General features: G+C 68.5%; 22 protein-coding genes. 16 read left to right on the plus strand and 6 right to left on the minus strand.

Annotated elements, in window-relative coordinates; all coding sequences use genetic code 11:
• Positions 1-218: 218 nt before the first annotated feature.
• Both CFB41_RS24835 and pal read left to right on the plus strand, forming a co-directional pair.
• Positions 219-1,430 carry a porin gene (locus CFB41_RS24835; protein ID WP_089458258.1) on the plus strand — a complete coding sequence of 404 codons (1,212 nt, stop codon included), beginning with the start codon at positions 219-221 and terminating at the stop codon, positions 1,428-1,430.
• Positions 1,431-1,836: 406 nt separating this feature from the next.
• Positions 1,837-2,328 carry a peptidoglycan-associated lipoprotein Pal gene (gene pal, locus CFB41_RS24845; RefSeq protein WP_089442439.1) on the plus strand — a complete coding sequence of 164 codons (492 nt, stop codon included), beginning with the start codon at positions 1,837-1,839 and terminating at the stop codon, positions 2,326-2,328.
• A gap of 136 nt (positions 2,329-2,464) precedes the next feature.
• Here the strand turns inward: pal and CFB41_RS24850 are convergent, their stop codons facing one another.
• Positions 2,465-2,929: a hypothetical protein gene (locus tag CFB41_RS24850; protein WP_089458259.1), complete on the minus strand. Its 465-nt coding sequence runs from the start codon at positions 2,927-2,929 to the stop codon at positions 2,465-2,467.
• Positions 2,930-3,134: 205 nt separating this feature from the next.
• Here CFB41_RS24850 and CFB41_RS38275 point away from each other — a divergent pair, with 205 nt between their 5' ends.
• Positions 3,135-3,305: a hypothetical protein gene (locus tag CFB41_RS38275; RefSeq protein ID WP_179243732.1), complete on the plus strand. Its 171-nt coding sequence runs from the start codon at positions 3,135-3,137 to the stop codon at positions 3,303-3,305.
• 88 nt (positions 3,306-3,393) lie between these two features.
• On the opposite strand, the gene CFB41_RS24855 is transcribed toward CFB41_RS38275, so the two are convergent.
• The 3 genes from CFB41_RS24855 to CFB41_RS24865 are packed head-to-tail and all read right to left on the minus strand — an operon-like array spanning position 3,394 to position 8,224.
• Complete coding sequence (locus CFB41_RS24855; protein ID WP_089458260.1) at positions 3,394-4,653, minus strand: cytochrome c; 1,260 nt, start codon at positions 4,651-4,653, stop codon at positions 3,394-3,396.
• A complete protein-coding gene (locus CFB41_RS24860) occupies positions 4,650-5,351 on the minus strand; it encodes a (2Fe-2S)-binding protein (protein WP_089458261.1) in 702 nt (233 codons plus the stop codon). The genes CFB41_RS24855 and CFB41_RS24860 overlap by 4 nt, the downstream gene beginning before the upstream one ends.
• On the minus strand, positions 5,348-8,224 hold the full coding sequence (locus CFB41_RS24865) for a xanthine dehydrogenase family protein molybdopterin-binding subunit (RefSeq protein ID WP_089458262.1): 2,877 nt from the start codon (positions 8,222-8,224) through the stop codon (positions 5,348-5,350). The genes CFB41_RS24860 and CFB41_RS24865 overlap by 4 nt, the downstream gene beginning before the upstream one ends.
• 486 nt (positions 8,225-8,710) lie before the next feature.
• On the opposite strand from CFB41_RS24865, the gene CFB41_RS24870 reads away from it, so the two are divergent.
• The 11 genes from CFB41_RS24870 to CFB41_RS24920 all read left to right on the plus strand — a co-directional run bounded on the left by CFB41_RS24870 (position 8,711) and on the right by CFB41_RS24920 (position 20,077).
• Entirely contained in the window at positions 8,711-10,261 is a 1,551-nt protein-coding gene (locus tag CFB41_RS24870) for a sensor domain-containing diguanylate cyclase (protein ID WP_089458263.1), read from the plus strand.
• Between the two features lie 251 nt (positions 10,262-10,512).
• Entirely contained in the window at positions 10,513-10,788 is a 276-nt protein-coding gene (locus CFB41_RS24875; RefSeq protein WP_089458264.1) for a hypothetical protein, read from the plus strand.
• A 258-nt stretch (positions 10,789-11,046) separates the two neighbouring features.
• Entirely contained in the window at positions 11,047-12,090 is a 1,044-nt protein-coding gene (locus tag CFB41_RS24880) for a succinylglutamate desuccinylase/aspartoacylase family protein (protein ID WP_089458265.1), read from the plus strand.
• A 103-nt stretch (positions 12,091-12,193) separates the two neighbouring features.
• Positions 12,194-12,490: a type II toxin-antitoxin system MqsR family toxin gene (locus CFB41_RS24885; protein WP_089458266.1), complete on the plus strand. Its 297-nt coding sequence runs from the start codon at positions 12,194-12,196 to the stop codon at positions 12,488-12,490.
• 2 nt (positions 12,491-12,492) lie between these two features.
• Positions 12,493-12,894 carry a type II TA system antitoxin MqsA family protein gene (locus tag CFB41_RS24890; RefSeq protein WP_089442431.1) on the plus strand — a complete coding sequence of 134 codons (402 nt, stop codon included), beginning with the start codon at positions 12,493-12,495 and terminating at the stop codon, positions 12,892-12,894.
• A gap of 321 nt (positions 12,895-13,215) precedes the next feature.
• A complete protein-coding gene (locus CFB41_RS24895) occupies positions 13,216-13,776 on the plus strand; it encodes a GNAT family N-acetyltransferase (RefSeq protein ID WP_089442430.1) in 561 nt (186 codons plus the stop codon).
• A gap of 53 nt (positions 13,777-13,829) precedes the next feature.
• A complete protein-coding gene (locus tag CFB41_RS24900; protein ID WP_089458267.1) occupies positions 13,830-14,777 on the plus strand; it encodes an ABC transporter substrate-binding protein in 948 nt (315 codons plus the stop codon).
• A gap of 63 nt (positions 14,778-14,840) precedes the next feature.
• Positions 14,841-15,890, plus strand: a complete 1,050-nt coding sequence (locus CFB41_RS24905) for an LLM class flavin-dependent oxidoreductase (RefSeq protein WP_089458268.1) — start codon at positions 14,841-14,843, stop codon at positions 15,888-15,890.
• A 7-nt stretch (positions 15,891-15,897) separates the two neighbouring features.
• On the plus strand, positions 15,898-17,250 hold the full coding sequence (locus CFB41_RS24910) for an LLM class flavin-dependent oxidoreductase (RefSeq protein ID WP_089458269.1): 1,353 nt from the start codon (positions 15,898-15,900) through the stop codon (positions 17,248-17,250).
• A 66-nt stretch (positions 17,251-17,316) separates the two neighbouring features.
• A complete protein-coding gene (locus tag CFB41_RS38895) occupies positions 17,317-19,107 on the plus strand; it encodes an amino acid ABC transporter permease/ATP-binding protein (RefSeq protein WP_089458270.1) in 1,791 nt (596 codons plus the stop codon).
• A gap of 34 nt (positions 19,108-19,141) precedes the next feature.
• Positions 19,142-20,077: an ABC transporter substrate-binding protein gene (locus CFB41_RS24920; RefSeq protein WP_089458271.1), complete on the plus strand. Its 936-nt coding sequence runs from the start codon at positions 19,142-19,144 to the stop codon at positions 20,075-20,077.
• 96 nt (positions 20,078-20,173) lie between these two features.
• Here the strand turns inward: CFB41_RS24920 and CFB41_RS24925 are convergent, their stop codons facing one another.
• Positions 20,174-21,268 carry an LLM class flavin-dependent oxidoreductase gene (locus CFB41_RS24925; RefSeq protein ID WP_089458272.1) on the minus strand — a complete coding sequence of 365 codons (1,095 nt, stop codon included), beginning with the start codon at positions 21,266-21,268 and terminating at the stop codon, positions 20,174-20,176.
• A gap of 52 nt (positions 21,269-21,320) precedes the next feature.
• Positions 21,321-22,286 carry an ABC transporter substrate-binding protein gene (locus CFB41_RS24930; RefSeq protein WP_179243733.1) on the minus strand — a complete coding sequence of 322 codons (966 nt, stop codon included), beginning with the start codon at positions 22,284-22,286 and terminating at the stop codon, positions 21,321-21,323.
• Between the two features lie 300 nt (positions 22,287-22,586).
• On the opposite strand from CFB41_RS24930, the gene CFB41_RS24935 reads away from it, so the two are divergent.
• Both CFB41_RS24935 and CFB41_RS24940 read left to right on the plus strand, forming a co-directional pair.
• The gene (locus CFB41_RS24935; protein ID WP_089458273.1) at positions 22,587-23,504 is read left to right on the plus strand and encodes a serine aminopeptidase domain-containing protein; all 918 of its coding nucleotides are present in this window, start codon (positions 22,587-22,589) and stop codon (positions 23,502-23,504) included.
• Positions 23,501-23,932 (plus strand): MarR family winged helix-turn-helix transcriptional regulator, encoded by a 432-nt coding sequence (locus CFB41_RS24940; protein ID WP_059240503.1) that lies wholly within the window; start codon positions 23,501-23,503, stop codon positions 23,930-23,932. The genes CFB41_RS24935 and CFB41_RS24940 overlap by 4 nt, the downstream gene beginning before the upstream one ends.
• Position 23,933 lies beyond the last annotated feature (1 nt).

Genomic DNA, 23,933 nt, shown 5'->3' on the forward strand with positions numbered 1-23,933 from the left:
GGCTTCGGGCACCGGCCCCTCGCGCTCGCTTCCCCCCAAACCCGGCCGCGTCGATGCGCGGCCGCGGCCGCCCCTCTCCTCGCCCTCACCTCGCCGCGATTCCACGCGATTTTGCAGAGGACCTTTCCTGTGCAACGCCTTAATCGAGCGCCGCACGATCTCCAATAATGGCCGCTCGATCCGCCGGCCACCGGGCCGCAAAAACGATAAAAACTCCTATGCATTCCTACAAGATGAACCAGCACGCCAGCACTCGACTCGCGGGGACCGCCATTGCCGCCTGCCTGACCGCTCTCGCATCGGGCGAGGTACACGCACAGAGCAGCGTGACGCTGTACGGCCTGATCGACACGTCGATCACCTACGCGACCAACCAGCGCACGCACGGCGCCGGCTCGCCGGGCAGCGGCGCCGTCGCGATGACGAGCGGCGCACTGAACGCGTCGCGCTGGGGGCTGCGCGGCCGCGAGGATCTGGGCGGCGGGACGGCCGCGGTCTTCACGCTCGAGAACGGCTTCTCGGGCACCACCGGCGCACTGTCGCAGAAAGGCGTCGACCTGTTCGGCCGTCAGGCATGGGTCGGCCTGAGCTCGAAGACGGCCGGCACGCTCACGTTCGGCCGCCAGTACGACCTGATCCTCGATTTCGTGACGCCGCTCGGCGCGTCCGGCCCCGGCTGGGGCGGCAACCTCGCGGTGCATCCGTACGACAACGACGATTCGAACCGCAATCTCCGCATCAACCACGCGGTGAAGTACACGAGCCCGACGTACCGCGGGCTGACGTTCGGCGCGATGTTCGGGTTCTCGAACACGGCCGGCCAGTTCTCCAACAACGCGGCGTGGAGCACGGGGGTGTCGTATGCGAACGGACCGCTGAAGCTCGGCGCCGGCTACCTGAAGATCAGCCGCGACCGCAATGCGCCGAACCCGAACGGCGCGCTCAGCACGGTCGACGGTTCGGCAACGATCACCGGCGGCAACCAGCAGATCTGGGCCGCGGCCGGCCGCTATGCATTCGGGCCGCATTCGGTCGGCGCCGCATGGTCGCACTCGACCACCGACGGCGTGACCGGCGTGCTCCAGGGCGGCGGCATCGCGCCGCTGAAGGGTGAATCGCTGGTGTTCGACAACTTCTCGATCGACGGGCGCTACGTCGTCACGCGGGCGTTGAGCCTCTCGGCCGCCTACACGTACACGATGGGCCGCTTCGACACGCGCACCGGCCAGACGCGCCCGAAATGGAACCAGGTCGTGGCGCAAGCCGACTATGCGCTGTCGAAGCGCACCGATGCGTATCTCGAAGGCGTCTACCAGAGCGTGAGCGGCGGCAACGGCAATCCCGCGTTCAACGCGACCGTCTGGACGCTGACGCCGTCGGCGAACAGCAACCAGGTCGTCGTCGCACTGGGGCTGCGGCACAAGTTCTGACGACGCAAGACGGAGCGGTGCGGCGCAACGCGGTTGCGCCCGCCGTGTCGGGCATGCGTTTCCAGCTCCGCCCGATCGTCATGTCCCGAACTGGAATGGCCGCGCCCGTGCGCGGCCTTTTCGCTGTGGCTTCGCCCGGTGCAACAGCAAAAATGCGGCCCGGACTGTCGTATCGGCGCAAAAAAATGCGGAGAAACTGGTCACGCTGTGACATTTTTCCTAATCTGTTTGCAGCGACGCCGAGATTTGGCGTTCCGGTCGCGACACTCTTTCATATGGCGCACCACCGGCTTACGAACGTGCTTCACGTCGTGCGTGCCGGACCTTTCGCGCCATGCCGGCCGGATACGGGCGTGCCGGTCGCACGCCCCACGCGTTCAACGCAGTCAACCGCTGGAGACGAACGATGAGCAAAACGAATCGATTTGCAGTCCTGGCAACCTTCGTGCTGCTGGCCGGTTGCCACAATGCGGCGAAGACGCCCGAGAATGCCGGCACGGAGCCAACACCGTCGAGCGAAGCCGTCGCAACGGTGACGGCCGACGATCTCGATAATCCGAACAGCCCGCTCGCGAAGCGCAGCATCTACTTCGATTTCGATCAGTACTCCGTCAAGCCCGAATACCAGTCGCTGCTGCAGGCGCATGCCGACTACCTGCGCAGCCATCCGGCGCGGCGCGTGCTGATCCAGGGCAACACCGACGAACGCGGCACGTCCGAATACAACCTCGCGCTCGGCCAACGCCGTTCGCAGGCCGTGATGAGCGGGCTCGAAACGCTCGGTGTGCCGGCCACGCAACTCGAGGCGGTCAGCCTCGGCAAGGAAAAGCCGGTCGCGCTCGGCCACGACGAGGATGCGTGGGCGCAGAATCGCCGCGCCGATCTCGTCTATCGTTGATCACAGGCCGCCGCGCCGGCGGCATCCGCTTCAGGAGCAGCATCCCGGCCCGCTGGCCGCGAAAGCGGCCGCGCGGTTCCGCCCGCTGCATGCTCGCGAGCAACGACACAGCGCCCGATGACGCGCCGCGCCGCGTTCAACGCCGGCGTGCGAGCCGCCGATGCAGCCAGTACGACAGCACGGCCGACGTCACGATCGCATCGAGCGTGGCGATCGCGTCGATGTCGCCGACCTTGTCGGATTTCAGCAGGTAGGCCACGAGTTCGACGAAGCCGATCATCGCGCCTGCCCCGACGATCATCCCCAGCAGCACGAACCAGCGCCGCCGGATTCGCGTGCCGATTGCACCCATGATGCCGCCCGCCACGGCCGCCGGCACGAAATAGCCGAACAGGAACGATGCGAAGAAGATCAGCGGCACCATGCCGGCGCTGACCTTCAGTACCTCCCACGACGGACCGTCGATCAACGACCACGCGATCAGCATCACGGCCGGCCAGACGAGCGATGCGACCAGCGGGCCGCCGACGGCAAACGACATGCAACCGAACACGACGGGATGGGACGGACGCGACGGCGGACGTTCTGCGGTAGCACTCATGTTTTTGTAGTCGGAATCGGAATGGCGGCTGCCGGAGTGTACCAAGGCGGCAAGATGCATCCGGTCCGCCCCTTCGCGTTCAGCGATCCACAAAATGCATGGAATAACCCGCCCGCCCGAAACGTTTCATGTTCCGTCAGCACGCAGACGCGCGGTTCACGCGAACCGGCCTTTCCAGCGTCCCGCGCGTGGCAAGGAGGCGGACATGAAATCGGCAAGGTGGGCCGCGGCGTTGATCGCCGCGCTGGTGCTCGTGCTGTCGGCGGGCTGTATGTCGTCGGGTAGCGGCCCTGCGCAGGGGCCGGGCATGAGCCGGTATGGCGGTGGCGGCTCGGGAGGCAGCGGAGGCGGAGGCGGAGGTGGTAGCGGCTACTGAAGCGCCGCCGAAAAAATCGGACGACGCGTCGCCCACGAGCACCGGAAACCGGCTGACTCGCGCGCGACGCGCCGCCCTGCGGCACGACTTAACGCATGGCCTTCACGTCGGCCGGCGTGACGCTCGCGGGCTGGCCGCCCCACGTCGCACGCAGGTAGTTCGCGAGCTGCGCGAGTTCGTCGTCGCTCAGCGTGTGCGCGAAACCGGGCATCGGCTGCAGGTTCTCGAACCCGGCAAACTTCTGCTCGCCGATGCCGTCGAGCATCGCGACCAGCAGGTTGCGCGGGTCGCCCTGGCGCACCGTCGAATTGCCGTTCATCGGCACCGCCACGTGCGGCTTGCCTTCACCGTTGAAACCGTGACAGCCCGCGCAGACCGCGAGATACACCGAGCGGCCTGCCGCAAGCTGCGCGGCGTCGGCCGATACCGGCTTCACCGGTTGCGGCGCGGGCGGCGTATCGCCCAGCAGGTACACGGACAGCGCGCGCAGGTCGTCCTTCGTCATGGTCTGCGTGCTCAGGTGTACGACCGGGTACATTTCGCCGAACGCCGAGCCTTGCGGCGCGATGCCGACGCCGAAGAACGTCTGCAGGTCGGCGCCCGTCCAGCCGCGCGCGGCGAGGCCGGCCGGCGTGATGTCGGGCGCGGCCACACGGCCGAGCGCGGCGCCGGCGAACGGCTTCGCGCTATCGAGCTGGCCCGTGAACGCGCGCGGCGTATGGCATTCCGCGCAATGGCCGAGCGCACCCGCCAGATAGCGGCCGCGCTGCCAGTCGGCGGACTGGCCGGTCGACGCATCGGGCAGGCTGTCCTTCAGGAACACCATGTCCCAGAAGACCATCCCGAAACGCAGGTTGTACGGGAACTTCAGCGCGTGCTCGCGGTTTTCCAGTGCGACCGGCTTGACGGTCTTCAGGTATGCGTACATCGCGTCGGAATCGGCGCGCGTGAGCTGACGGTACGACGTGTACGGCATCGACGGATACAGGCGCTTGCCCGGCGCCTTGCCGTCATGCAGCGCGGCGTAGAAATCGTCCGCGCTCCAGTTGCCGATCCCGTGATCCTTGTCGGGCGTGATGTTCGAACCGTAGAACGTGCCGAACGGCGATTCGAGCGGCGCGCCGCCGGCGAACGGCGCGCCGTCCTTCGCGGTGTGGCACGCCGCGCAGTCGGCGGCCTTGACGAGGTAGCGGCCGCGCGCGATCGGATCGGCACCCGGTGCGCCGGAAGCCGCGTTCGAGGCCGGCGCGTCATGGCCGCCGCACGCGGCGAGCAGCAGCGCGCAGGCGGCCGCGAGCGCGGGCAAGCCCGCAGCCCGCGCGACACGATGAGCGAATGTGCGTTTCATGCGGCGTCCTTCACGAGTCCCGGCGTCGTCAGCACCACGTCCTTGACGGCTTCGTAGTAGCGGACATAGCCCGTGCAGCGGCAGAGGTGCGCATCGAGCGCCTCGGTGATCGTGCGCTCGACGTCGGCCTTCGCGACCGGCTCGCGCTTCAGGCGTTCGATCAGCACGGTCGCCGCGTTGACGAAGCCCGGCGTGCAGTAGCCGCACTGGAAGCTGAAATGCTCGAGGAACTTCTGCTGGATCGGCGACAGCTCGACCACTTCGCCCGCTTCGTTGCGCTTCGCATGGCCTTCGATCGTGCGGATCGAGCGGCCGTGGAAGAAGTGCGCGCCGGTGATGCAGGTGCGCATTTCCTCGCTCGTGCCGTCCGGCTTGTCGACGATCACGACGCACGCGTGGCAGATGCCCTGCCCGCAGCCGAGCCGCGAACCGGTGAGGCCCGCGTATTCGTGCAGGAACTCGATCATCATCAGCCCTTCCGGCACCTGCATCGGGCCGACGGACTTGCCGTTGATATTGATCGACAGCGGCTTCGACTGGAACCGGACGAGCGGACGCTCGACGGCGGCCGGGGCCGAAGCCGGCACGGCCGCGGCCTGTGCCGATGCCGGTGCGGCCGAAGCCGCGCTCGGCGCGGAAGCGCCGGTCGCAGCGGCGCTAGCGCTCGCGGCCGAAGCCGCGGTTTGGGCGGTCGTCATGCGAGCACCTCCTGAATCTTTTGCGGGGTCACCGGCAGGTCGGTGAAACGATGGCCGATCGCGTGCGCGATGCCGTTCACGATCGCGCCGACGACGGGAATCATCACCACTTCGGCGACGCCCTTCGGCGGATCGGTCTCGGACAGCGGCGGCAGCACGTCGCCCGTCTGGGTCCAGACGGCAACGTCGGACGCGCGCGGCAGCTGGTAACGGTTGAAGTTCCACGTGCCGTTGCCGGGGCCGTCTTCATACAGCGGCAGGTACTCGTGCAACGCGTGGCCGATGCCCATCGCGAGACCGCCCTGCAACTGGCCCGACACGAGCTGCGGCGAAATCTGGTTGCCGCATTCCATGATCGAGTGATGCGTGAGCAGCTCGACCTTGCCGGTCGCTTCGTGCACGGCCAGCTCGACCAGCGTGCCGACTGCCGTGTAGTACGTGACGGCCGCGTTGTTGCGGCTCGTCGGCGGGATGAACACGCGCTTGCGGTCCAGCACGCGGTAGCCGTTCGCGGTCGGCGCCAGCGTGCCGCGCATCGTGGTCGCGCCGGCCGGTGCGGCGGTGCCGGGCACCGGGCCGTTGTCGCCCGTCTTCGGCGCGCCGACGCGCAGCGACAGCCCGTCGATCGGCAGGCGCTCGACCGTGCCGCCCACTTCGAACTCGGCGTCGGTCCACTGCCAGCGGTTGAACACGTGCACCACGGCGCCGGTCGGCAGGCCGAGCGCATGGGCCTGCTTCGCGAGCTGCTCGAACGACAGCGGCTCGAGCCCGTCGGCGGTCAGCTTGCCGTCGACCCAGCGCGCGTCCTCGATGCGGATCGTGTACGGCGCGGCCTGGCCGCCGCCGAGGCCGCGCGTCCAGATCGACATCGCCGCCGGCCACAAGCCGTAGCGGAACACCGCGCGCGCGGCTTCGCGCGTGCTGTGCGTGAAGTAGTACGCGGAGTTCGTCGCGCTCGACGGCGACGCATAGCTCGGCGACCAGCGCGGGTTCGCGCTCAGGCGATCCTGGTCGGCCTGCGACATGAGATACGGATCGCCGCTGGTCTCGACCGGCAGGTCCGGCCATTCGGTCACGGCCACGCGCACGTCCGTGGCCGGACTGCCCAGCCATTTCGCGACCGCGACGGCCTGCGACGTCGACATCCCGGTGCCGATCTCGGCCGCCGTATGCTGCAGCGACACCTTGCCGTTCTCGTCGAATTCGACCTTCGCGAACGACGCTTCCGCGCCCGTGCCGAAATCCTTCTGCACGCATGCGAAGCCGACGCCGTAGCGCTTGCCCGGGTTCGCAGCCTCGTATTCGGCCTTGCGCGCGGCGCGGCGCGTCCACAGCGGATGCTGCCTCGAGCGCTCGAGCACCTCGTCCACGCGCAGCGCGCCGGCGGGAATCGCCCCCTGCGTGTTCTTCATCCCCGAGCGCAGCGCGTTGCGCAGGCGGAACTCGATCGGATCGATGTTCAGCTGCGCGGCGATCTCGTCGACCGCCATCTCGGTCGCCGCCATGCTCTGCAACGTGCCGTAGCCGCGTGCGGAACCGGCATCGATCGCGCGCGACGCGATCGCGACCGCGGCCAGGTCGCTCTTCGGGAAGTAATAGATCGATTGCGCGGCCGTCGCCCCCACCATCGCCACCGACGGCGAGAAGTTCGAGCGCCCGCCGCCGTTCGCCTCGAAGTCGCCCTTGAACGACTGCAGCAGGCCCGTGTTGCGATCCACCGCGATCCGGTAATGCATCTTGAACGCGTGACGCTTCAGCGACGTCTGGAACTGCTCGTAGCGGTCGTTCGCGAAACGCACCGGGCGGCCGTCCGCGTACAGCGCGCAGACGAGGCCGTAGAACGGCACGTTGAAGTGATCCTTAGAGCCATAGCCGACCGTGTAGCACGGATGCACGAACAGCTTCTTCACCGGGAAGCGGCACTTCGCGACCATCGCGGCCGCGTTCTCGGCCACTTCGAGCGGCGACTGGGTCGGCACGACGAGGTGCAACGACTGCGTCGCGGTGTCGTACCAGCAGTTCGCGTTGTCCGGTTCGAGCGCGGACGTGTCGACCGACTGCGTGTTGTACTCGCGGTCGAACACGAGCCAGTCGGCCGACGGATGGTCGAGTTCGCTGGCGATCTGCCCGGCGAGGAACATGCCCTGCTCGTCGAGCTTGCCGTGCTCCTTGCCGTCCGGCCACACCGGCAGGTGCTTGCGCATCATGCTCGGGAAGATCGGCGCGTCCTTCAGGCTCGAATAGACGTCGTCGTCGTAGGCCGTCTTGCCGCCCACGCGCACGTAGCGGAAGGTGCCCCACGGATCGCGCTCGAGCGGGCCCGTGACCGCGCCGTAGCGGATCACGTCGTCGCGGAACTTGAGCGCGTTCTTCGCGAAGCGGAAGCGCGCGAAGTCGTGATAGATGAGGATCGCGACCGCATGGCCGAGATACGCGGGCGTCTTGCCGGCCGGCAGCAGCATGTCGTCGCCGTAGAACGCCGGGAACGCGACGCCGTCGCGCACGAGATCGTCGGCCGTGACCACGCGGTCCGGCTTCAGGTCGTCGCCGAGCAGCGACAGGTCGAAGCCTTCGTAGATCCGGTCGGCCTGCGTGACGCGCAGGATCAGCGCATGCGACTGCTGCTGCGGCCAGTGCGGCATGTCGGCGGCGCGCACGTCACGGGCGAACACTTTCGAGCCGGTGACCTTCGCGATGCCGTCGATGCGGAATTGGGGGATGCCGGTGACGCTATCCCATTTGACGGGGGTGAGGAGTTTTTCTTCGAAGAGCGCCGCGAATGCGCGGCTGCCCAGGGGCGCGACATACACCGCGACACCCGCCAGCACGCTGGCTTTCAGAAAACCCCGCCGTGACAGGCCGTGGTTTTTCATTTGGGGGGAACCTCCTGATGCGGCTCGGACGGCGATCGGGTGTCGCGACGTTCGGAGCGGCGCGCATTCTGGCATTGTTTTAGATATATCGCCTATAGTATTTCCCGCATGAAATACTTATTGAATTTCTTATAACGGTATTCAGCCGGGCTGCGGCAGCCGGTCGCGGGGGTTGATCCGACCGCGTCGCGTGCCCGGTTACGGCAGTTTCGATCGTGTCGACCGAGCCCGGCAGGTGCGCGCGCTGTGTGCGGTGACCGGTCTCCTGCCCGTCGCCGAGCCGCGTTCCGTTCGCCACGATGCTGCCCCCGGCGCCCACGAATGCGCAAGCCATTCGCGGGCGGGGTTAACGACTAATGGCCTGCGCAGCTAGCGGTGCCGCCCGTGTTTCATGGTAATGTCGTGCGCATCCGGCCTGGCCGGGCGCCCGCCATGTGCCGTGCGGGCGCCGCCAGCCATCGCGACATCGTGTCGAGGTTAAAAACCATGGCAGTCAGGGCATCTCTCCTGCACTCCGTTCTCGCCACTCCCCCCTCCGGCAACCACCGTGTGACGGCCGCGCTGCGCCCGTCGATGCTCGTTACGCTGTTCGAAGACGTCCGACCGATGGCGCTCTCCGGGCTCGCGAGCGGCTTCGTCGCGGCCGTCGCGCTGATCCGGCTGCAGCAGCTGTGGTGCCTCGCGTGGCTGATCGCCGACGTCGGCCTCCTCATCGCGCGGCTCTCGATCGCGCGCGCGTACACCGTTCAACGCAACGCCGGCGCCGACCGCGCCGAATACTGGGCGTTGCGCTATGCACCCGTGTCGCTCGTCGCGTGCTTCGTGCTCGGCCTCGGCGTGATGGGCTGCGTGCAGGCCGTCGACGTCGAGCTCGGCACGCTGTCGGTGATGGTCGCGGGCGGCGTGTTCGGCGGAATCGCGTCACGCAATTCGGCGCTGCCGCGGCTCGCGATGATGCAGGTCACGCTCGGCGTGCTGCCGATCGGCGTCGGTGCGCTGCTGGCCCACCGGTCGGGCGCGTGCCTGCTCCTGCCGCCGCTCGCGATCTATCTCGCCGCGATGCGCACGGTCGTCCAGCGTCACTATCGCGTGCTCGTCGCGCTGATCGCCGCGCGCCAGCGCAACGCCGAACTCGTCGCGCGCTTCGACGCCGCGCTTACCTACATGCCGCACGGCCTGTGCATGATCGACGGCGAGCGCCGCGTGATCGTCGCGAACCGGCGCACCGCGCAACTGTTCGGCTCGCCGCGCGAGATCATGCTCGATACGCCGTTGCCCGCCGTCGTCGCGGCGCTCGGCGCGAACGACGCGACCGATCCCGGCGGCGCCGGTCTCGCCGCGCAGTGCGAACTCTGGCTGGGCTGCGACGAACCCGCGCCGCTCGACGTCGTGCTCGCCGACGGCCGCCAGCTCGAACTGACGCGCCACCGCGTGCCCGACGGCAACGCGGTGATCATCGTCGAGGATGTGACCGCGCGCCGCCGGACCGAGCAGCACATCCGGCATCTCGCGCGGCACGATGCGCTGACGGGCTTGCCGAACCGTCATGAACTGCATGCCGAGCTCAAGCGGATGCTCGCGCGCCGGCCGCGCGCGCCGGGCCCCGCGCTCGCCGTCATGTATCTCGACCTCGACGGCTTCAAGGCGATTAACGACCGGTTCGGCCACCAGGCCGGCGACGACGTGCTCACGCAGGTCGCCGTGCGGCTCGGCAAGACGCTGTCGTCCGGCGAGCTGGCGGCCCGCATCGGCGGCGACGAGTTCGTCGTCGCGATCGACGACACGACGATGCACACGTGCTCGCTCCTCGCCGCGCGCATCATCCGGCAGATCTCCGCGCCGTACACGCTGTCGATCGGCGAGACGGTGAGCCTCGGGATCAGCATCGGCATCGCGCTCGACGACGGGCACGGCTCCCCCGACGAACTGATCCGGCAGGCCGACAGCGCGCTGTACGAAGCGAAGTCCGCCGGCAAGGGCATCTACCGCTTCTATTCGAGCGGCAGCAGCCGGGTCACGCCGGTCACCGCGAGTTGACCCGGCGGCACACACCCGCCTTCCCCCGCCTCCGTCTCCGTCTCCTTCCGACGATTCAATTCCGAAACGCTTTGCGTGGCCGCACGTGACGTCGCGCGTTCGCGTGTCACGTGACGTGTTCCGTAACATCGCCGCCCGCCACCCGTCACGTTGGCTGCAGAAGCCGGCACGATCGAGGCAAAGCCAGGCTTTTCGAACCTGGCACTCTTATTGCTCCCTGTCAGGGAAACAGGTTGTCAGGGAGACCCAACATGAATACCGTCGAAGTCCTCAGCCGCAGCGAAACCGTCGACGCACTGGACGTGATCGACGGCGAATCGCTGATCCGCCGGCTCGTGTCCGAACGCCGCATGCCGGCCGCACGCGAGGCCCGATGCGTCGACAATCCGCCGCTGACGCTGTACGGCGCATTTCGCCAGGGCATCGCCGATCACGGCGCACGCCGCGGGAATCCGTATCGCGCCGGCAGCCGTTTCTGGGCGCTGTGGGAAGAAGGCCGTCTCGAAGCCGAAACATCGGGCCGGTAAGGCGGCCGCACGCGCCGGCCCTGTCGCGGCAAGGGGCGGCGCGAAACATCCCGCCGAATGCAGCCGGCCGACCGACCGGCATGCGTTCATCGCTGCAACATCGCACGGGGTCTCGCGTATCGGCTGCCGTGCAACTGGCCGTACCCAAGATCCATGCGTGTGCCGATTGATGGCGTTCGGCGTTGCGCGCATCGGGCACGGCGCGCGGCAGTCGTTTCCCGATAAGATGGCGAATTCCGTTCATCGAACGATGCCGCCATGACCGCCTCTTCTTCCTCGCACCGCAATCCCATCCACTGCGAAATCGATCTCGACGCACCCGGCAAGCACGCGGGCTACCTGCGGCTGCCGCATTCCGTCCACCGCTCGGCGTACGGCTGGCTGCCGATCCCGATCGTGTCGATCCGCAACGGCGACGGCCCGGTCGCGCTCGTGATGGCCGGCAATCACGGCGATGAGTACGAAGGCCAGATCATCGTGTCGCAACTGATGCGCGAGATCGAGCCCGAGATGGTCAGCGGGCAGTTGATCCTGCTGCCGATGGCGAATTTCCCGGCGGCGGATGCCGGCCTGCGCGTGTCGCCGCTCGACGCAGGCAACCTGAACCGCAGTTTCCCCGGCGACCCGACCGGCACGCCGACGCAGATGATCGCCCACTACATCGAGCATGCGCTGCTGTCGCGCGCGCAGTATCTGGTCGACCTGCACTCGGGCGGCAGCTCGCTGCTGTACCAGGGCGGCAACATGCTCGCGATCGATCCGCTCGACGCCGACGAAGCCGAGAAGCTCAACGGGCTGCTGGTCGCGTTCGGGCTGCACAATGCGTTGCTGCACGCGCCGAATCCCGTGCATTCGGCGTCGGCCGCGCGCCGCCAGGGCGCGATCTCGATCGTGACCGAACTGGGTGGCGCGGGCATGGCCGATCCGTCGCTGATCCGCATGGGCCGCCACGGGCTGCTGCACTACCTCGGCCATATCGGGCTGCTGCACGGCGCGCTCGTGCCCGATGCGCCGCCCACCGTCACGCGCTTCATGCGGGTCGACGGCGAGCGCCACTTCGTCTACGCATACGAGCGCGGGCTGTACGAGCCGCTCGTCGAACTCGGCGACCAGGTGAAGGCCGGGCAGCCGGCCGCGTGGGTGCATTTCCCCGATACGCCGCTGCGCGAACCGGTGCTGCACCGCTTCAAGGGTGACGGCGAAGTGGTGTGCAAGCGCGTGCCCGCGCAGGTGCAGCGCGGCGATTGCCTGTTCCAGCTGGCGGAGTTGTCGGCGCCGCCGAGCATCGGCCAGACGGCCTAAATCCGGACCTCTCTCCTTTCCTTGCTGTCTGCCAGTCATGGCGGACGGCATGCGTTCGTCATTAACCAACTTGACAAATTAACTTACTTGGTTATGATCGCAGATGGAAAAGAGAACGCCTCATTGCAAGCTGCTGCGCGTGAAAGCGCTCGTCGAAACCGGCCAGGTCCGGCTAACGACGAGCGCGGTACTCGGCGCCCGGCTATTGGGTTTCACGGAACGGGAGGCGCTCGGTGTCGTGCTGTCGCTGACCGATCTCGACTTCCACAAGAGCATGACGACGTACGCCGACCACACGATCTGGCAGGACGTCTACCGACCTTTGACGGTGCGCGGCGACGTGTACCTGAAACTGACGGTGATCGACGATGTGCTGATCGTGTCTTTCAAGGAGCGTTGAACATGAAGTGCCCTGCCTGCGGTGCCGCCAAGCTGGTCCGCGACACGCGAGACATCCCCTATACCTACAAGGGCCGGTCGACTGTCGTTCGCGATATCACCGGCGATTTCTGCCCGGCCTGCGGGGAATCGGTGCTGGATCTCGACGAGGCGACCCGTCTCGGCGAAGCGATCACCGAATTCAACAAGCAGGTGAACGCCACCCTCGTCGACCCGAAGTACATCGCGAAGGTGCGCAAGAAGCTGAAGCTGGATCAGCGCGAGGCGGCCGAGCTCTTCGGCGGCGGCGTCAACGCGTTCTCCCGTTACGAAACGGGCAAGACGAATCCGCCGCTTGCCCTCGTGAAATTGCTGAAGCTGCTGGATCGTCACCCCGATCTGCTCGCCGAAGTGCGAGCGGCCTAGGCGCTCGCCTGTCGGCATCACGCGCATGCGTCAAGCACCGGCTTCGACGCATGCGCACTCCCCCCGCCACACCCCACCCCATTCCCGCTGCAAGCCTTCTGACGTCCGCCGCGAAATCCTTATCGAAATTGCTTCGTTCGTCTTTGCCGGCCGCGCCGCTAACGTGTTCAAAACGGCGGCGGCCCGCCATCCGCATCCCGGCAGGATACGCACCGGCCGCCGCCATCACGACAACCGCGCCGCGATAACGGAACAGACCGGACGGGCCGCGTGCCCGCACCCCGCCAGGAACGTCCGCATCGCGCGCCCTTCGCGATGCCCATGGCCACAACCGACCGCATCATCGACACGACGCCACTCGACGTCCGCGCGCAACCGCTGATCGACGCGTTGATCGACGAGTATTCGACCCGTTACCACGCGTATCGGCCCGACAGCCAAGCGTCCGCCCGCGAAGAACTCGCACGCTACCCGGCCGAAGTGTTCGCGCCGCCCGAAGGCGCGTTCGTGCTGCTGCTGCGCGACGGCGAAACGATCGGCGGCGGCGCGTTCAAGCGCTACGACGCGCAGACCGCCGAGCTCAAACGGATCTGGACCCGCTCGGACCTGCGCCGCCAGGGCCTCGCCCGCGTCATCGTCGAGGCGCTCGAACTGCGTGCCGCGCAGCAAGGCTATCGCCGCATCTACCTGACCACCGGTTTCCGCCAGCCCGAAGCATGGGCGCTGTACGACCGCACCGGCTATACGCGACTGTTCGATTCGTCGATCGACCCCGAAGCGTATTTCCACCTGCGGTTCGGCAAGGATCTCGCCGATCCGTCGCGCACATCGACGCTGGCCGACCTGTGGGCGCCCGTGCCCGAACCGGTGCTGTCGCGCTGACCGCGACGGTCCCGCTTCCCTCCGATTTCCGCTTGCCACTTCAGGACGCTTTCATGCAACGAGCCGTACCGCTTTCCTCCCGTGCCGTGCGCACGCTGGCCGCCGCGCTGATCGGCCTGACCGCGTTCGCCGCAGCTGCGGCCGCCGCCACGTTCGACCTGAGCCCCGAGCAGCGCGGCCGCCCGCGCGGCGTGGCCGATGCAGCCGTCGAGCGCGCGGTGCCCGCGTCGTTCAAGTTCGCCGAACCCGGCACGCTGACGATCGGCGTTGCGCCGAGCCTGCCGCCGATCAGCTCGTATGCGACCGACGCGCGCACGGTGATCGGCTTCGACGCCGATGTCGGCCAGCTCGTGTCCGACAGCCTCGGCCGCAAGCTGAAGATCGTCGCGCTCGCGTGGGCCGACTGGCCGCTCGCGCTCGAATCCGGGAAAGTCGACGCGGTGATCTCCAACGTCACCGTCACCGAGGAGCGCAAGCAGAAGTTCGATTTCTCGACCTATCGCAAGGACCAGGTCGGCTTCTACGTGCGCAACGACAGCAAGATCCAGGCGATCCGCGAGCCGAAGGACGTCGCGGGGCTGCGCATCGTGACCGACGCCGGCACCAACCAGGAAAAAATCCTGCTCGCGTGGGATCGCGAGAACGTCGCGCACGGGCTGAAAACCGTGCAGATCCAGTACTACGACGACCAGGCGATGCGCATCGTCGCCGTACAGTCGGGCCGCGCCGATGCGGTGTTCAGCGTGAACTCGGTGCTCGCGTACCAGAGCGCGCAGCAAGGCAAGACGCGCCTCGTCGGCGCGATCAGCGGCGGCTGGCCGCGTACCGCCGACATCGCGATCGCGACACGTCGCGGCAGCGGGCTCGCCGATCCGCTCACCGTCGCGCTGAACGGGCTGATCAAGAACGGCCGCTACCAGCAGGTGCTCGACCGCTGGAACCTCGCATCGGAAGCGATCGACCAGTCGCGCACGAATCCGCCGGGGCTGCCGAAGAGCTGAACGCCGCGCACGCTCGCCGCCCCTTCACGCCCACGCCACGCTCACGCAGGAACGCCGCTCACCATGTCTTATTCGCTTTCGTTGCTGGACAAGAGTCCGATCGCCGACGGCGCGAACGCCGCCGACGCGCTGCGCTTCACCACGACGCTCGCGCAGCGCGCCGAACAGCTCGGCTACGAGCGCTTCTGGGTCGCCGAACATCACGGCACGCCGGCCTTTGCAAGCTCCGCGCCGGAGGTCGTCGTCGCGCACCTGCTCGCGCACACGTCGCGCATTCGCGTCGGCTCGGGCGGCGTGATGCTGCAGCACTACAGCCCGTTCAAGGTCGCCGAAACCTTCAAGGTGCTGGCCGCGCTCGCGCCGGGCCGCGTCGATCTCGGCATCGGCAAGGCGCCCGGCGGGCTGCCGCTGACCACGCGCGCGCTGCAGTGGTTCCACGACAAGGCGCGCAAGCCGGACTTCGCGGGCCAGCTCGCGGAGCTCGACGCGTTTCTCGGCTGGGGCGTCGCCGAGGATCATGCGCTCGCCGGTGCCGTCGCGCTGCCCGTGCCGCCGCAGGCGCCCGAACGCATCCTGCTCGGCGGCTCGCCGGACAGCGGCGCGCTCGCCGCGCGCAACGGCTGGCGCTTCTGCTACGCGGGGCATTTCAACGGCGACGACGCGAACCTCGAACGCTCGCTGGACGCGTACCGCAGCGCTGGCGGCACCCGGCCGCTGGTCGCGCTGTACGCGGTGGCCGCGCCGACGCGCGACGCGGCCGAGCAACTGATCGGGCCGCTGAAGATCTTCAAGCTGCAGTTCGCGGGCGGCCAGAGCTTCAATCTCGCCAGCGCGCAGGCGGCCGCCGAATTCGCGCGGCAGAGCGGCGCATCCGACTACCGGATCGACGAGTTGCGCCCGACGGTGCTGGCCGATACGCCCGAGCGCATCCACCGCGCGCTCGATGCACTGAGCCGGCGGCTCGACGTCGATGCGTTCGTGATCGATTCGCCGGTGACCGACTACGCGGCGCGGCTCGCATCGGTCGAATGGCTCGGCGGCGCGCTGTCGGCCACGCCGGTGCAAGCGGCCCTCGCGGCCGACCGCTCCCTCTCCCCTGACCAGAACATGTGACGCTCCCATGACGACCCGACGATCGATTCCCTTCGGCCTGATGCTGCAAGGCGCAGGCAGCCACATGAACGCATGGCGGCACCCGAGCAACCCGCCGGACGCGAGCATCAACCTCGATTTCGCGATCGGCATCGCGCGCAAGGCGGAAGCCGCCGGCATCGCGTTCGCGTTCGTCGCGGACGGCCTCTACATCAACGAGAAGTCGATCCCGCACTTCCTGAACCGCTTCGAGCCGCTGACCGTGCTGTCGGCGCTCGCGGTCGCGACGAACAAGATCGGGCTCGCGGGCACGATCTCGACGTCGTACAGCGAGCCGTTCACGGTCGCGCGCCAGCTCGCGTCGCTCGATGCGATCAGCGGCGGGCGCGCGGGCTGGAACGTCGTGACGACGCCGCTCGAAGGCACCGCGAAGAATTTCGGCAAGGCGCATCCCGATCATGAACTGCGCTACGAGATCGCCGACGAATACCTCGACGTCGTGCAGGGCCTGTGGGACAGCTGGGACGACGACGCCTTCGTGCGCGACCGCGCGACCGGCCGCTTCTTCGACCGTGACAAGCTCCACACGCTCGACCACCACGGCCGCTTCTTCCAGGTCGCGGGCCCGCTCAACATCCAGCGCTCGCCGCAGGGGCAGCCGGTGATCTTCCAGGCCGGTTCGTCGGACACCGGCATCGCGCTCGCGGGCAAGTATGCGGATGCGGTGTTCACGCATTCGCCGTCGCTCGACGAAACGGCCGCGTTCACGCGGCGCGTGAAGCAGAGCGCGATCGAGCACGGCCGGCAAGGCAGCGACGTGAAGATCTTCCCCGGCATCGGGCCGATCGTCGGCCGCACCGCGGCCGAGGCCGAGGACAAATACCAGGCGATCCGCAACCTGCTGACGATCGACGAAGCGCTCGCGTATCTCGGCCGCTATTTCGATCACCACGATTTCACGCAGTACGCGCTCGATGCGCCGTTCCCGGAACTCGGCGAGCTCGGCCGCAACAGCTTCCGCTCGACCACCGACCGGATCAAGGCCGAAGCGAAACAGAAAGGCCTGTCGCTGCGCGAGACGGCGCTCGCGGTCGCCACGCCGCGCCCGAACTTCATCGGCACGGCCGAGCACGTCGCCGACGAGCTGATCCGCTGGCACGACGCCGGCGCCGGCGACGGTTTCATCCTCGGCTTCGCGGTGCAGGCGCAGGGCGTCGAGGATTTCATCGAGCTCGTGATTCCGGTGCTCGAGGCGCGCGGGCGCTACAGCCGCGACCTGCCCGGTGCGACGCTGCGCGACCACCTCGGGCTGCCGCGCAAGGCCAGCCGCTACGCGGCGCCTGGCGCGCCGCACGAAACGGCCGCCGAAGCGCACGCCTGACACCCGCCGCCGCGCCGCCCGTGCGCGGCGCCCGCCCGACCGACCGATTCGAGGATTTCCACCGACATGAGCGACACGACCCACCTCGGCGGCGCGCTGCCGCCGCTCTCTCCCCCCGGCGCGCGCGACGCCGGCACGCGTTTCCGGATCGTGCCCGCGCGCCACCGGTCGCGCACGGCCGGCACCGTGCTCGCCATCGCGCTGATCGCGCTCGTCCTGCACTCGATTCTCGGCAACCCGCAATGGGGCTGGCCGGTGTTCGCCGAATGGTTCCTGTCGCCGCCGGTGCTGTCGGGGCTCGCGCGCACGCTGGTGCTGACGCTGCTCGGCGCGGTGTTCGGCCTCGTGCTCGGCGCGTTCGTCGCGCTGGCCCGGCTGTCGCGTTCGCGGCTGCTGTCGGCGAGCGCGTGGGCCTTCGTGTGGCTGTTCCGTTCGATTCCGCTGATCGTGCTGCTGCTGATCCTGAACAACCTCGGCTACCTGTACGAGCACGTGCGGCTCGGCGTGCCCTTCACCGACATCGTCTGGTTCGACACGCCGACGACCGACCTGATCAGCCCGTTCCTCGCGGCCGTGCTCGGCCTCACGCTGAACCACGCGGCGTTTTCCGCGGAGGTGATTCGCGGCGGCATTCTCGCGGTCGACCAGGGCCAGCTCGAAGCGGCCGCCGCACTCGGGCTGCCGCGCGGCCGCCAGACCACGCGAATCGTGCTGCCGCAGGCGATGCGCGCGATCCTGCCCACCGCGTTCAACGACCTGATCTCGCTCGCGAAAGGCACGTCGATGGTCTACGTGCTCGCGATGCCCGAGCTGTTCTATACGGTGCAGGTGATCTATCGCCGCAATCTCGAAGTGATTCCGCTGCTGATGGTCGCCACCGTCTGGTACCTGATCATCCTGACCGTGCTGTCGGCCATCCAGGTGCAGGTCGAGCGGCACTATGCGCGCGGGGCGCTGCGCAATCCGCCGCCGTCCGTCATCACGTTCGCGCTTGCGCGTATCGGCGGGCTGTGGCGGCGTGTCACGTCCCGTCGCGCGGCATCGGTCGCGCAGGCTCACGGCGATAGCGACGCGGCGACCGCCGTCGCACCGCGCGCCGGCGGCGAAGTGGCCGTGCATGGCGTGTCGAAGCAGTTCGGCATGCAGCGCGTGCTCGACAACGTGTCGTTCGTCGCGCCGCGCGGCAGCGTGACCGCGATCGTCGGGCCGTCGGGCTCGGGCAAGTCGACGCTGCTGCGCACGATCAACCATCTCGAACGCGTCGACGACGGCTACATCGACATCGACGGCGAACTGATCGGCTATCGCCGCGACGGCGACGTGCTCTACGAGCTGAAGGAGCGCGACGTGCTGACGCGGCGCACGGCCGTCGGGATGGTGTTCCAGAACTTCAACCTGTTCCCGCACCTGACCGTGCTCGAGAACCTCGTCGAAGCGCCGGTCGTCGTCGGCGGCATCACGCGCGACGCCGCCGAACGCATCGCCCGCACGCTGCTCGCGCGCGTCGGCCTCGCGGACAAGGCCGATGCGTATCCGCGCCAGTTGTCCGGCGGCCAGCAGCAGCGCGTCGCGATCGCGCGGGCGCTCGCACTGCGCCCGAAGGTGCTGCTGTTCGACGAGCCGACGTCGGCGCTCGATCCCGAGCTCGTCAACGAGGTGCTCGACGTGATCAAGGAACTTGCCCAGTCGGGCACGACGCTCGTGATCGTCACGCACGAGATCGGCTTCGCGCGCGAAGTCGCGGACAACGTGCTGTTCATGGAGCGAGGGCGCATCGTCGAAGCCGGGCCGCCGGCCGTCGTGCTCGACGCGCCGTCGCATCCGCGCACGCGTGCGTTCCTGTCGCGGGTGCTGTGATGCGCGCCGCTGCCTACCTGCGAGGTGCCGCACGATGACCGACCGACGCCAGTTCATGACCGCCGCGCTGATCGCGGCAGCGGGCAGCCTTCCATGGCATGCGGTGCACGCAGCCGCCGCGACCGCCGACCTCGATCCGCGCCAGGCCGGCCGCCCGCGCGCGCAACCCGACGACGCGGCGATCCGCGCGGCAGCCGGCTACCGCTGGGTTCGCGACGGCGCGTTCACGGTCGCGATTTCACCGCACGCGCCGCCCGTATCGACCTACGCGACCGACGCGCGCACCGTGGTCGGCGCCGATCCCGACTATGCGCAGCTCGTCGCCGACGCACTCGGCCGCACGCTCGTGCTGCTGCCGATCGCGTGGGCCGACTGGCCGCTCGGGCTCACGTCCGGCAAGTACGACGCGGTGATCTCGAACGTCGGCGTGACCGAGAAGCGCAAGGAGAAATACGATTTCACGACCTACCGGCTCGGGCTGCACGGCTTCTACGTGCGCACCGGCAGCCCGATCGCGAAGCTCGCCGAGCCGCGGGATATCGCCGGCCTGCGCATCATCACCGGCGCGGGGACGAGCCAGGAGCGCATCCTGCTCGAGTGGAACAAGCGCAACGTGGCGCAGGGGCTGAAGCCGGCCGAGCTGCTCTATTTCGACGACGATGCGGCGGCGCGCGTCGCGCTGCTGTCGGGTCGCGCCGATGCGGAGCTGAACCCGAACGCATCGCTCGCGTACGAGGCCGCGCGCACGGGCAAGATCCGCCGCGTCGGCGTCGTCAATGCGGGCTGGCCGGCCAACGCCGACGTGGCGATCGCGACGCGACGCGGCAGCGGGCTCGCGCCCGCGCTGACACTCGCGACGAACGGGCTGATCGGCAACGGCCGTTACGGGCAGGCGCTCGCGCGCTGGGGTCTGCAGAGTGAGGCGATTGCACGTGCGGAAACCAATCCGCCGGGGTTGCCGTCGTTTTGACGTCGTCGATCGGGCGATGCCCGACGTGACATCGCCCCGGCATTGCACGATGGCCATGCCGGGGCGCGTCGAAGCAACACCGTTGGCTGCAGGAGGCTACGCCGTCACCGCCGCGTGATGCCGGTCGAGTTCCGCGACGTGCGCATGAATCGCCGGAATCAGCTCGCGCCCGTAATCGAGCGCATCGTCCAGCGGATCGAACCCTCGAATCAGGAACGTCGACACGCCCAGCCGGTAATACGCACCGAGCGCCCGCGCGACCTGTTCCGGCGTGCCGACCAGCGCGGTCGAATTCCAGCGCGCGCCGGTCAGGTTCGCGACACCCATCCACAGCCGCTCGTCGAGCACGTCACCCTGCGCGGCCGCCGCCATCAGCCGTTGCGAACCCGCATTCTGCGGCGCATGGCCGGCGATCGGCTGGCCGTTCGCGAGCCGCGCCGCGCGCACGCGCTCGCGGATCGCCTCGGCCTTTTCCCACGCCGCCGCCTCGGTATCGGCGACGATCGGCCGGAACGACACGCTGATGCGCGGCGCCCGCCCGAACGGCGCGGCGGCTTCACGCACGCGCGCGATCTGCTCGCGCACCGATGCGAGCGGCTCACCCCACGTCATGTAGACGTCGGCATGCTCGCCCGCGACCGCCAGCGCGGCCGGCGACGAGCCGCCGAAATAGATCGGCACGTGCGGCTGCTGGGCGCACTTGACGACCGGCGACGCGCCGCGCAGCCGATAGAACGCACCGTCATGGTCGACCGGCGCGTCGGCCTGCCAGATCCGTTTCAGCACGTCGAGATATTCGCCGGTACGGCGGTAGCGCGCATCGTGCGGCACGAAATCGCCGTCGCGCTGCAGGTCGGCATCGTCGCCGCCCGACACGACGTTCAGCGCGAGCCGGCCGCCGCTGAATACGTCGAGCGTCGCGATCTGCCGCGCGGCGGCCGACGGCACGATCACGCCCGGCCGGTGCGCGAGCAGGAGGCGGAGGCGCTCGGTCGCGGCGGCCGCGAACGACGCGACGATGAAGCCGTCCGCCGCGTTGCTGAAATGGCCGACCAGGATCTGGTCGAAGCCGGCGGCCTCGTGCGCCTGCGCGAAGCGGCGCACGTAGTCGGGCTGGACGGCCGCGCCGCCCGGTACGTCGACCTCCGCGCCGGGTGTCGCGGTGATCATGCCGATGATGTCGACTGGCATGTCGGAATGTCCTTGGGGTACTTGATCGAAAATCGCGGCGGAGGCAGCCCGCTTACTGCGCGGCGGCCGTCTTCTGCGCCGGCGCCGCGAACGCGCCCGCATACGAGCGGTCGAGCAGCTTCGACGTGTCGTACGCGACCGGAATCACGCCGGCCTTGTGCAGGAAGTCGGCCGTGTTCTGCGCGTCCTTCGCGGCCGTCTCGTCGACCGGGCCGACGCGCTGCTTCGCGTTGTTGAGCCAGCGGTACGCGACATCGGGTTCGAGCTTCGCGCGCTTCGCCCACAGGTCCGCGTACTCGCGCGGGTGGTTGTCGACCCACTGGCGAGCGGCCACCACGCGCCGCAGGAAATCGGTGATCTCGGCGCGCTTGCCGGAGACGGCCTGCTCGTTCGCGGCGACGAAGCTCAGCGCCGGCATCAGCCCCTGCGCGGTCGTCACGGGCCGCGCGCCCTGCCGCAGCGCAAGCGTGCTGACGAACGGCTCCCACAGCGACACGGCGTCGACCGAGCCGTTCGCGAGCGCGTTGGTCGCATCGATCGGCATCAGGTACGCGTACTTGACCGAATCCGCGCGCAAGCCCGCGTGTTCGAGCGCGCGCAGCACGAGCTGCTGGCTCCACGCGCCGCGCCAGACGGCGATGGTCTTGCCCTGCAGGTCGGCCACGGTGCGCACCGGCGAATCCTTCGGCACGAGGATCGCGACGCCGTCGAGGCTCTGCCGCGACACCGCGACGACCTTCACCGGCGCGCCGCGCGCGGCCAGCGTGAGCAGCGCGGAATCGCCGAGAAAGCCGACGTCGATCGCATTGCCGTTCAGCGATTCGGCGACGGGCGCCGCGGCCTGGAAATGCTTCCACTCGATCGTGTAAGGCAGGTCCTTCAGCACGCCGGACGCCTCCATCGACGCCTGGATGTTGAAGTAGTTCTGTTCACCGACGCGCAGCGTGACGGTGTCCTTGGCCATGCCGGGCTGCGCGGCAAGCGCCAGCAAGAGTGCCGTGACGATTCGACTCAACAACGTGATCTCCCGTAGGGTTGGCAGGCGGCCGCGCGAGGGCGGCGCCCGGTGGTCCGCCGTGCACGGTGGCCGGCGGAACGGATGGAACCGCTGAAGATACGTCGATCTTCATCATGAAACAAACGCAATATTCTTCTATGGAAAGATGCAAATGTTTTATGACATGACAGACGTCGCCGGATGCCGTCGGCCGCGCACGCGGGAACCCGGTTCGAGTGAATCCTCGACAGATATTTCGTGCACGAAATAAATCACGGACTATATTTCGCATACGAAATAACTACCGTCACGAGGACAGCCATGACCTCCGAGCCCATCGAGTTTTCCGCCGCCGACGGCTACGCGCTGCACGGCACGCTGTGGTCGCCGGACGCGCCGCCGCGCGCGCTGGTGCTGGTCCATCCGGCAACGGCCGTGCCGGAGCGGCTGTATGCCGGCTTCGCGCGCTTCCTGACCGAACGCGGCTTTGCGGCGCTCACCTACAACTATCGCGGCATCGGCGCGTCTCGCCCCGCGCGCCTGGGTGCGTTGAAGGCCCGCATGCGCGACTGGATGGAACTCGACGTGGGCGCCGCGACCGCGTGGGCGCGGCAGGCGTATGAAGGCTTGCCTCTGCTGGCGGTCGGGCATAGCGTCGGCGGGCACGCGATCGGGCTGTCCGCCGCGACGCCGCACCTGCGCGCGGCCGTGCTGGTCGCCGCGCATGCGGGCAGCACGCGGCTGATCACGCAGGCGGCCGAACGCCTGAAGGTGCGGCTGATCCTGCGCGTGCTCGGCCCGCTGATGTCGGCGCTGCTCGGCTACGTGCCCGGCAAGCGGCTCGGGCTCGGCGAGGACATGCCGGCCGGCGTGTTCCGCGAATGGAGCCGCTGGACCACGCTGCCGCACTATTTCTTCGACGATCCGACGCTCGGCGCGGCCGAGCGTTACGCGAAACAGCAGTTGCCGATCCTCGCGCTCGGCTTCGACGACGACCCGTGGGCGAACCCGCCTGCGATCGGGCTGCTGGTAAGCTATCTGACCCGCGCGACGGTCGAACGCCGCCAGATCGATCCGCACGCGGCGGGCAGCGGCCCGGTCGGGCACATGGGCTTCTTCCGCAGCCGCCCCGGCACCGTGCTGTGGCCCGACGTGGCCGACTGGCTCGCGCAGGCGCTCGACACGACGCGAACCGCGGGCCGCCCCTCCCTTTCCATTGCAGCCGGGAACCCAGCTTGAGCGAAGACCGACGACTGTTTTTCATGTTGAACATCGGCCAGCGGCGCGTGCAGCGCTGGATCGACCGCAAGGCGGAGACCGAGACGCGTGCGAGCGCCGCGCAGGCCGGTGCATTGTTCTGTCTCGCGAAACAGGACGGCGCGCTGATCGGTGAAGTCGGCGCCGCGCTGCAGCTCGCGCCGTCCGCGATGACGGGGCTCGCCGACCGGATGGCGAAAGCCGGCCTCATTACGCGTCACGCCGATTCGGACGACGGCCGCGCGACGCGCCTGTACCTCACCGATGAAGGCCACGCCGCGCTCAAGCGTGCGCGCGTGCTGCTGCGCGAACTCAACGGCAAGCTGTGCGACGGGTTTTCCGACGACGAACTCGATGTCGTCGCGCGCTGGCTGCATGCATTGCAGGAGCGGTTTCCGGCAGAGCGTTGAG

The organism is Burkholderia sp. AU33803 (assembly GCF_002223095.1).
Classification (GTDB): domain Bacteria; phylum Pseudomonadota; class Gammaproteobacteria; order Burkholderiales; family Burkholderiaceae; genus Burkholderia.

Coding starts and splice junctions, on each gene's coding strand:
- CFB41_RS24835 (WP_089458258.1), top strand. CDS start 219: ATGCATTCCTACAAGATGAACCAGCACGCCAGCACTCGACTCGCGGGG.
- pal (WP_089442439.1), top strand. CDS start 1,837: ATGAGCAAAACGAATCGATTTGCAGTCCTGGCAACCTTCGTGCTGCTG.
- CFB41_RS24850 (WP_089458259.1), bottom strand. CDS start 2,929: ATGAGTGCTACCGCAGAACGTCCGCCGTCGCGTCCGTCCCATCCCGTC.
- CFB41_RS38275 (WP_179243732.1), top strand. CDS start 3,135: ATGAAATCGGCAAGGTGGGCCGCGGCGTTGATCGCCGCGCTGGTGCTC.
- CFB41_RS24855 (WP_089458260.1), bottom strand. CDS start 4,653: ATGAAACGCACATTCGCTCATCGTGTCGCGCGGGCTGCGGGCTTGCCC.
- CFB41_RS24860 (WP_089458261.1), bottom strand. CDS start 5,351: ATGACGACCGCCCAAACCGCGGCTTCGGCCGCGAGCGCTAGCGCCGCT.
- CFB41_RS24865 (WP_089458262.1), bottom strand. CDS start 8,224: ATGAAAAACCACGGCCTGTCACGGCGGGGTTTTCTGAAAGCCAGCGTG.
- CFB41_RS24870 (WP_089458263.1), top strand. CDS start 8,711: ATGGCAGTCAGGGCATCTCTCCTGCACTCCGTTCTCGCCACTCCCCCC.
- CFB41_RS24875 (WP_089458264.1), top strand. CDS start 10,513: ATGAATACCGTCGAAGTCCTCAGCCGCAGCGAAACCGTCGACGCACTG.
- CFB41_RS24880 (WP_089458265.1), top strand. CDS start 11,047: ATGACCGCCTCTTCTTCCTCGCACCGCAATCCCATCCACTGCGAAATC.
- CFB41_RS24885 (WP_089458266.1), top strand. CDS start 12,194: ATGGAAAAGAGAACGCCTCATTGCAAGCTGCTGCGCGTGAAAGCGCTC.
- CFB41_RS24890 (WP_089442431.1), top strand. CDS start 12,493: ATGAAGTGCCCTGCCTGCGGTGCCGCCAAGCTGGTCCGCGACACGCGA.
- CFB41_RS24895 (WP_089442430.1), top strand. CDS start 13,216: ATGGCCACAACCGACCGCATCATCGACACGACGCCACTCGACGTCCGC.
- CFB41_RS24900 (WP_089458267.1), top strand. CDS start 13,830: ATGCAACGAGCCGTACCGCTTTCCTCCCGTGCCGTGCGCACGCTGGCC.
- CFB41_RS24905 (WP_089458268.1), top strand. CDS start 14,841: ATGTCTTATTCGCTTTCGTTGCTGGACAAGAGTCCGATCGCCGACGGC.
- CFB41_RS24910 (WP_089458269.1), top strand. CDS start 15,898: ATGACGACCCGACGATCGATTCCCTTCGGCCTGATGCTGCAAGGCGCA.
- CFB41_RS38895 (WP_089458270.1), top strand. CDS start 17,317: ATGAGCGACACGACCCACCTCGGCGGCGCGCTGCCGCCGCTCTCTCCC.
- CFB41_RS24920 (WP_089458271.1), top strand. CDS start 19,142: ATGACCGACCGACGCCAGTTCATGACCGCCGCGCTGATCGCGGCAGCG.
- CFB41_RS24925 (WP_089458272.1), bottom strand. CDS start 21,268: ATGCCAGTCGACATCATCGGCATGATCACCGCGACACCCGGCGCGGAG.
- CFB41_RS24935 (WP_089458273.1), top strand. CDS start 22,587: ATGACCTCCGAGCCCATCGAGTTTTCCGCCGCCGACGGCTACGCGCTG.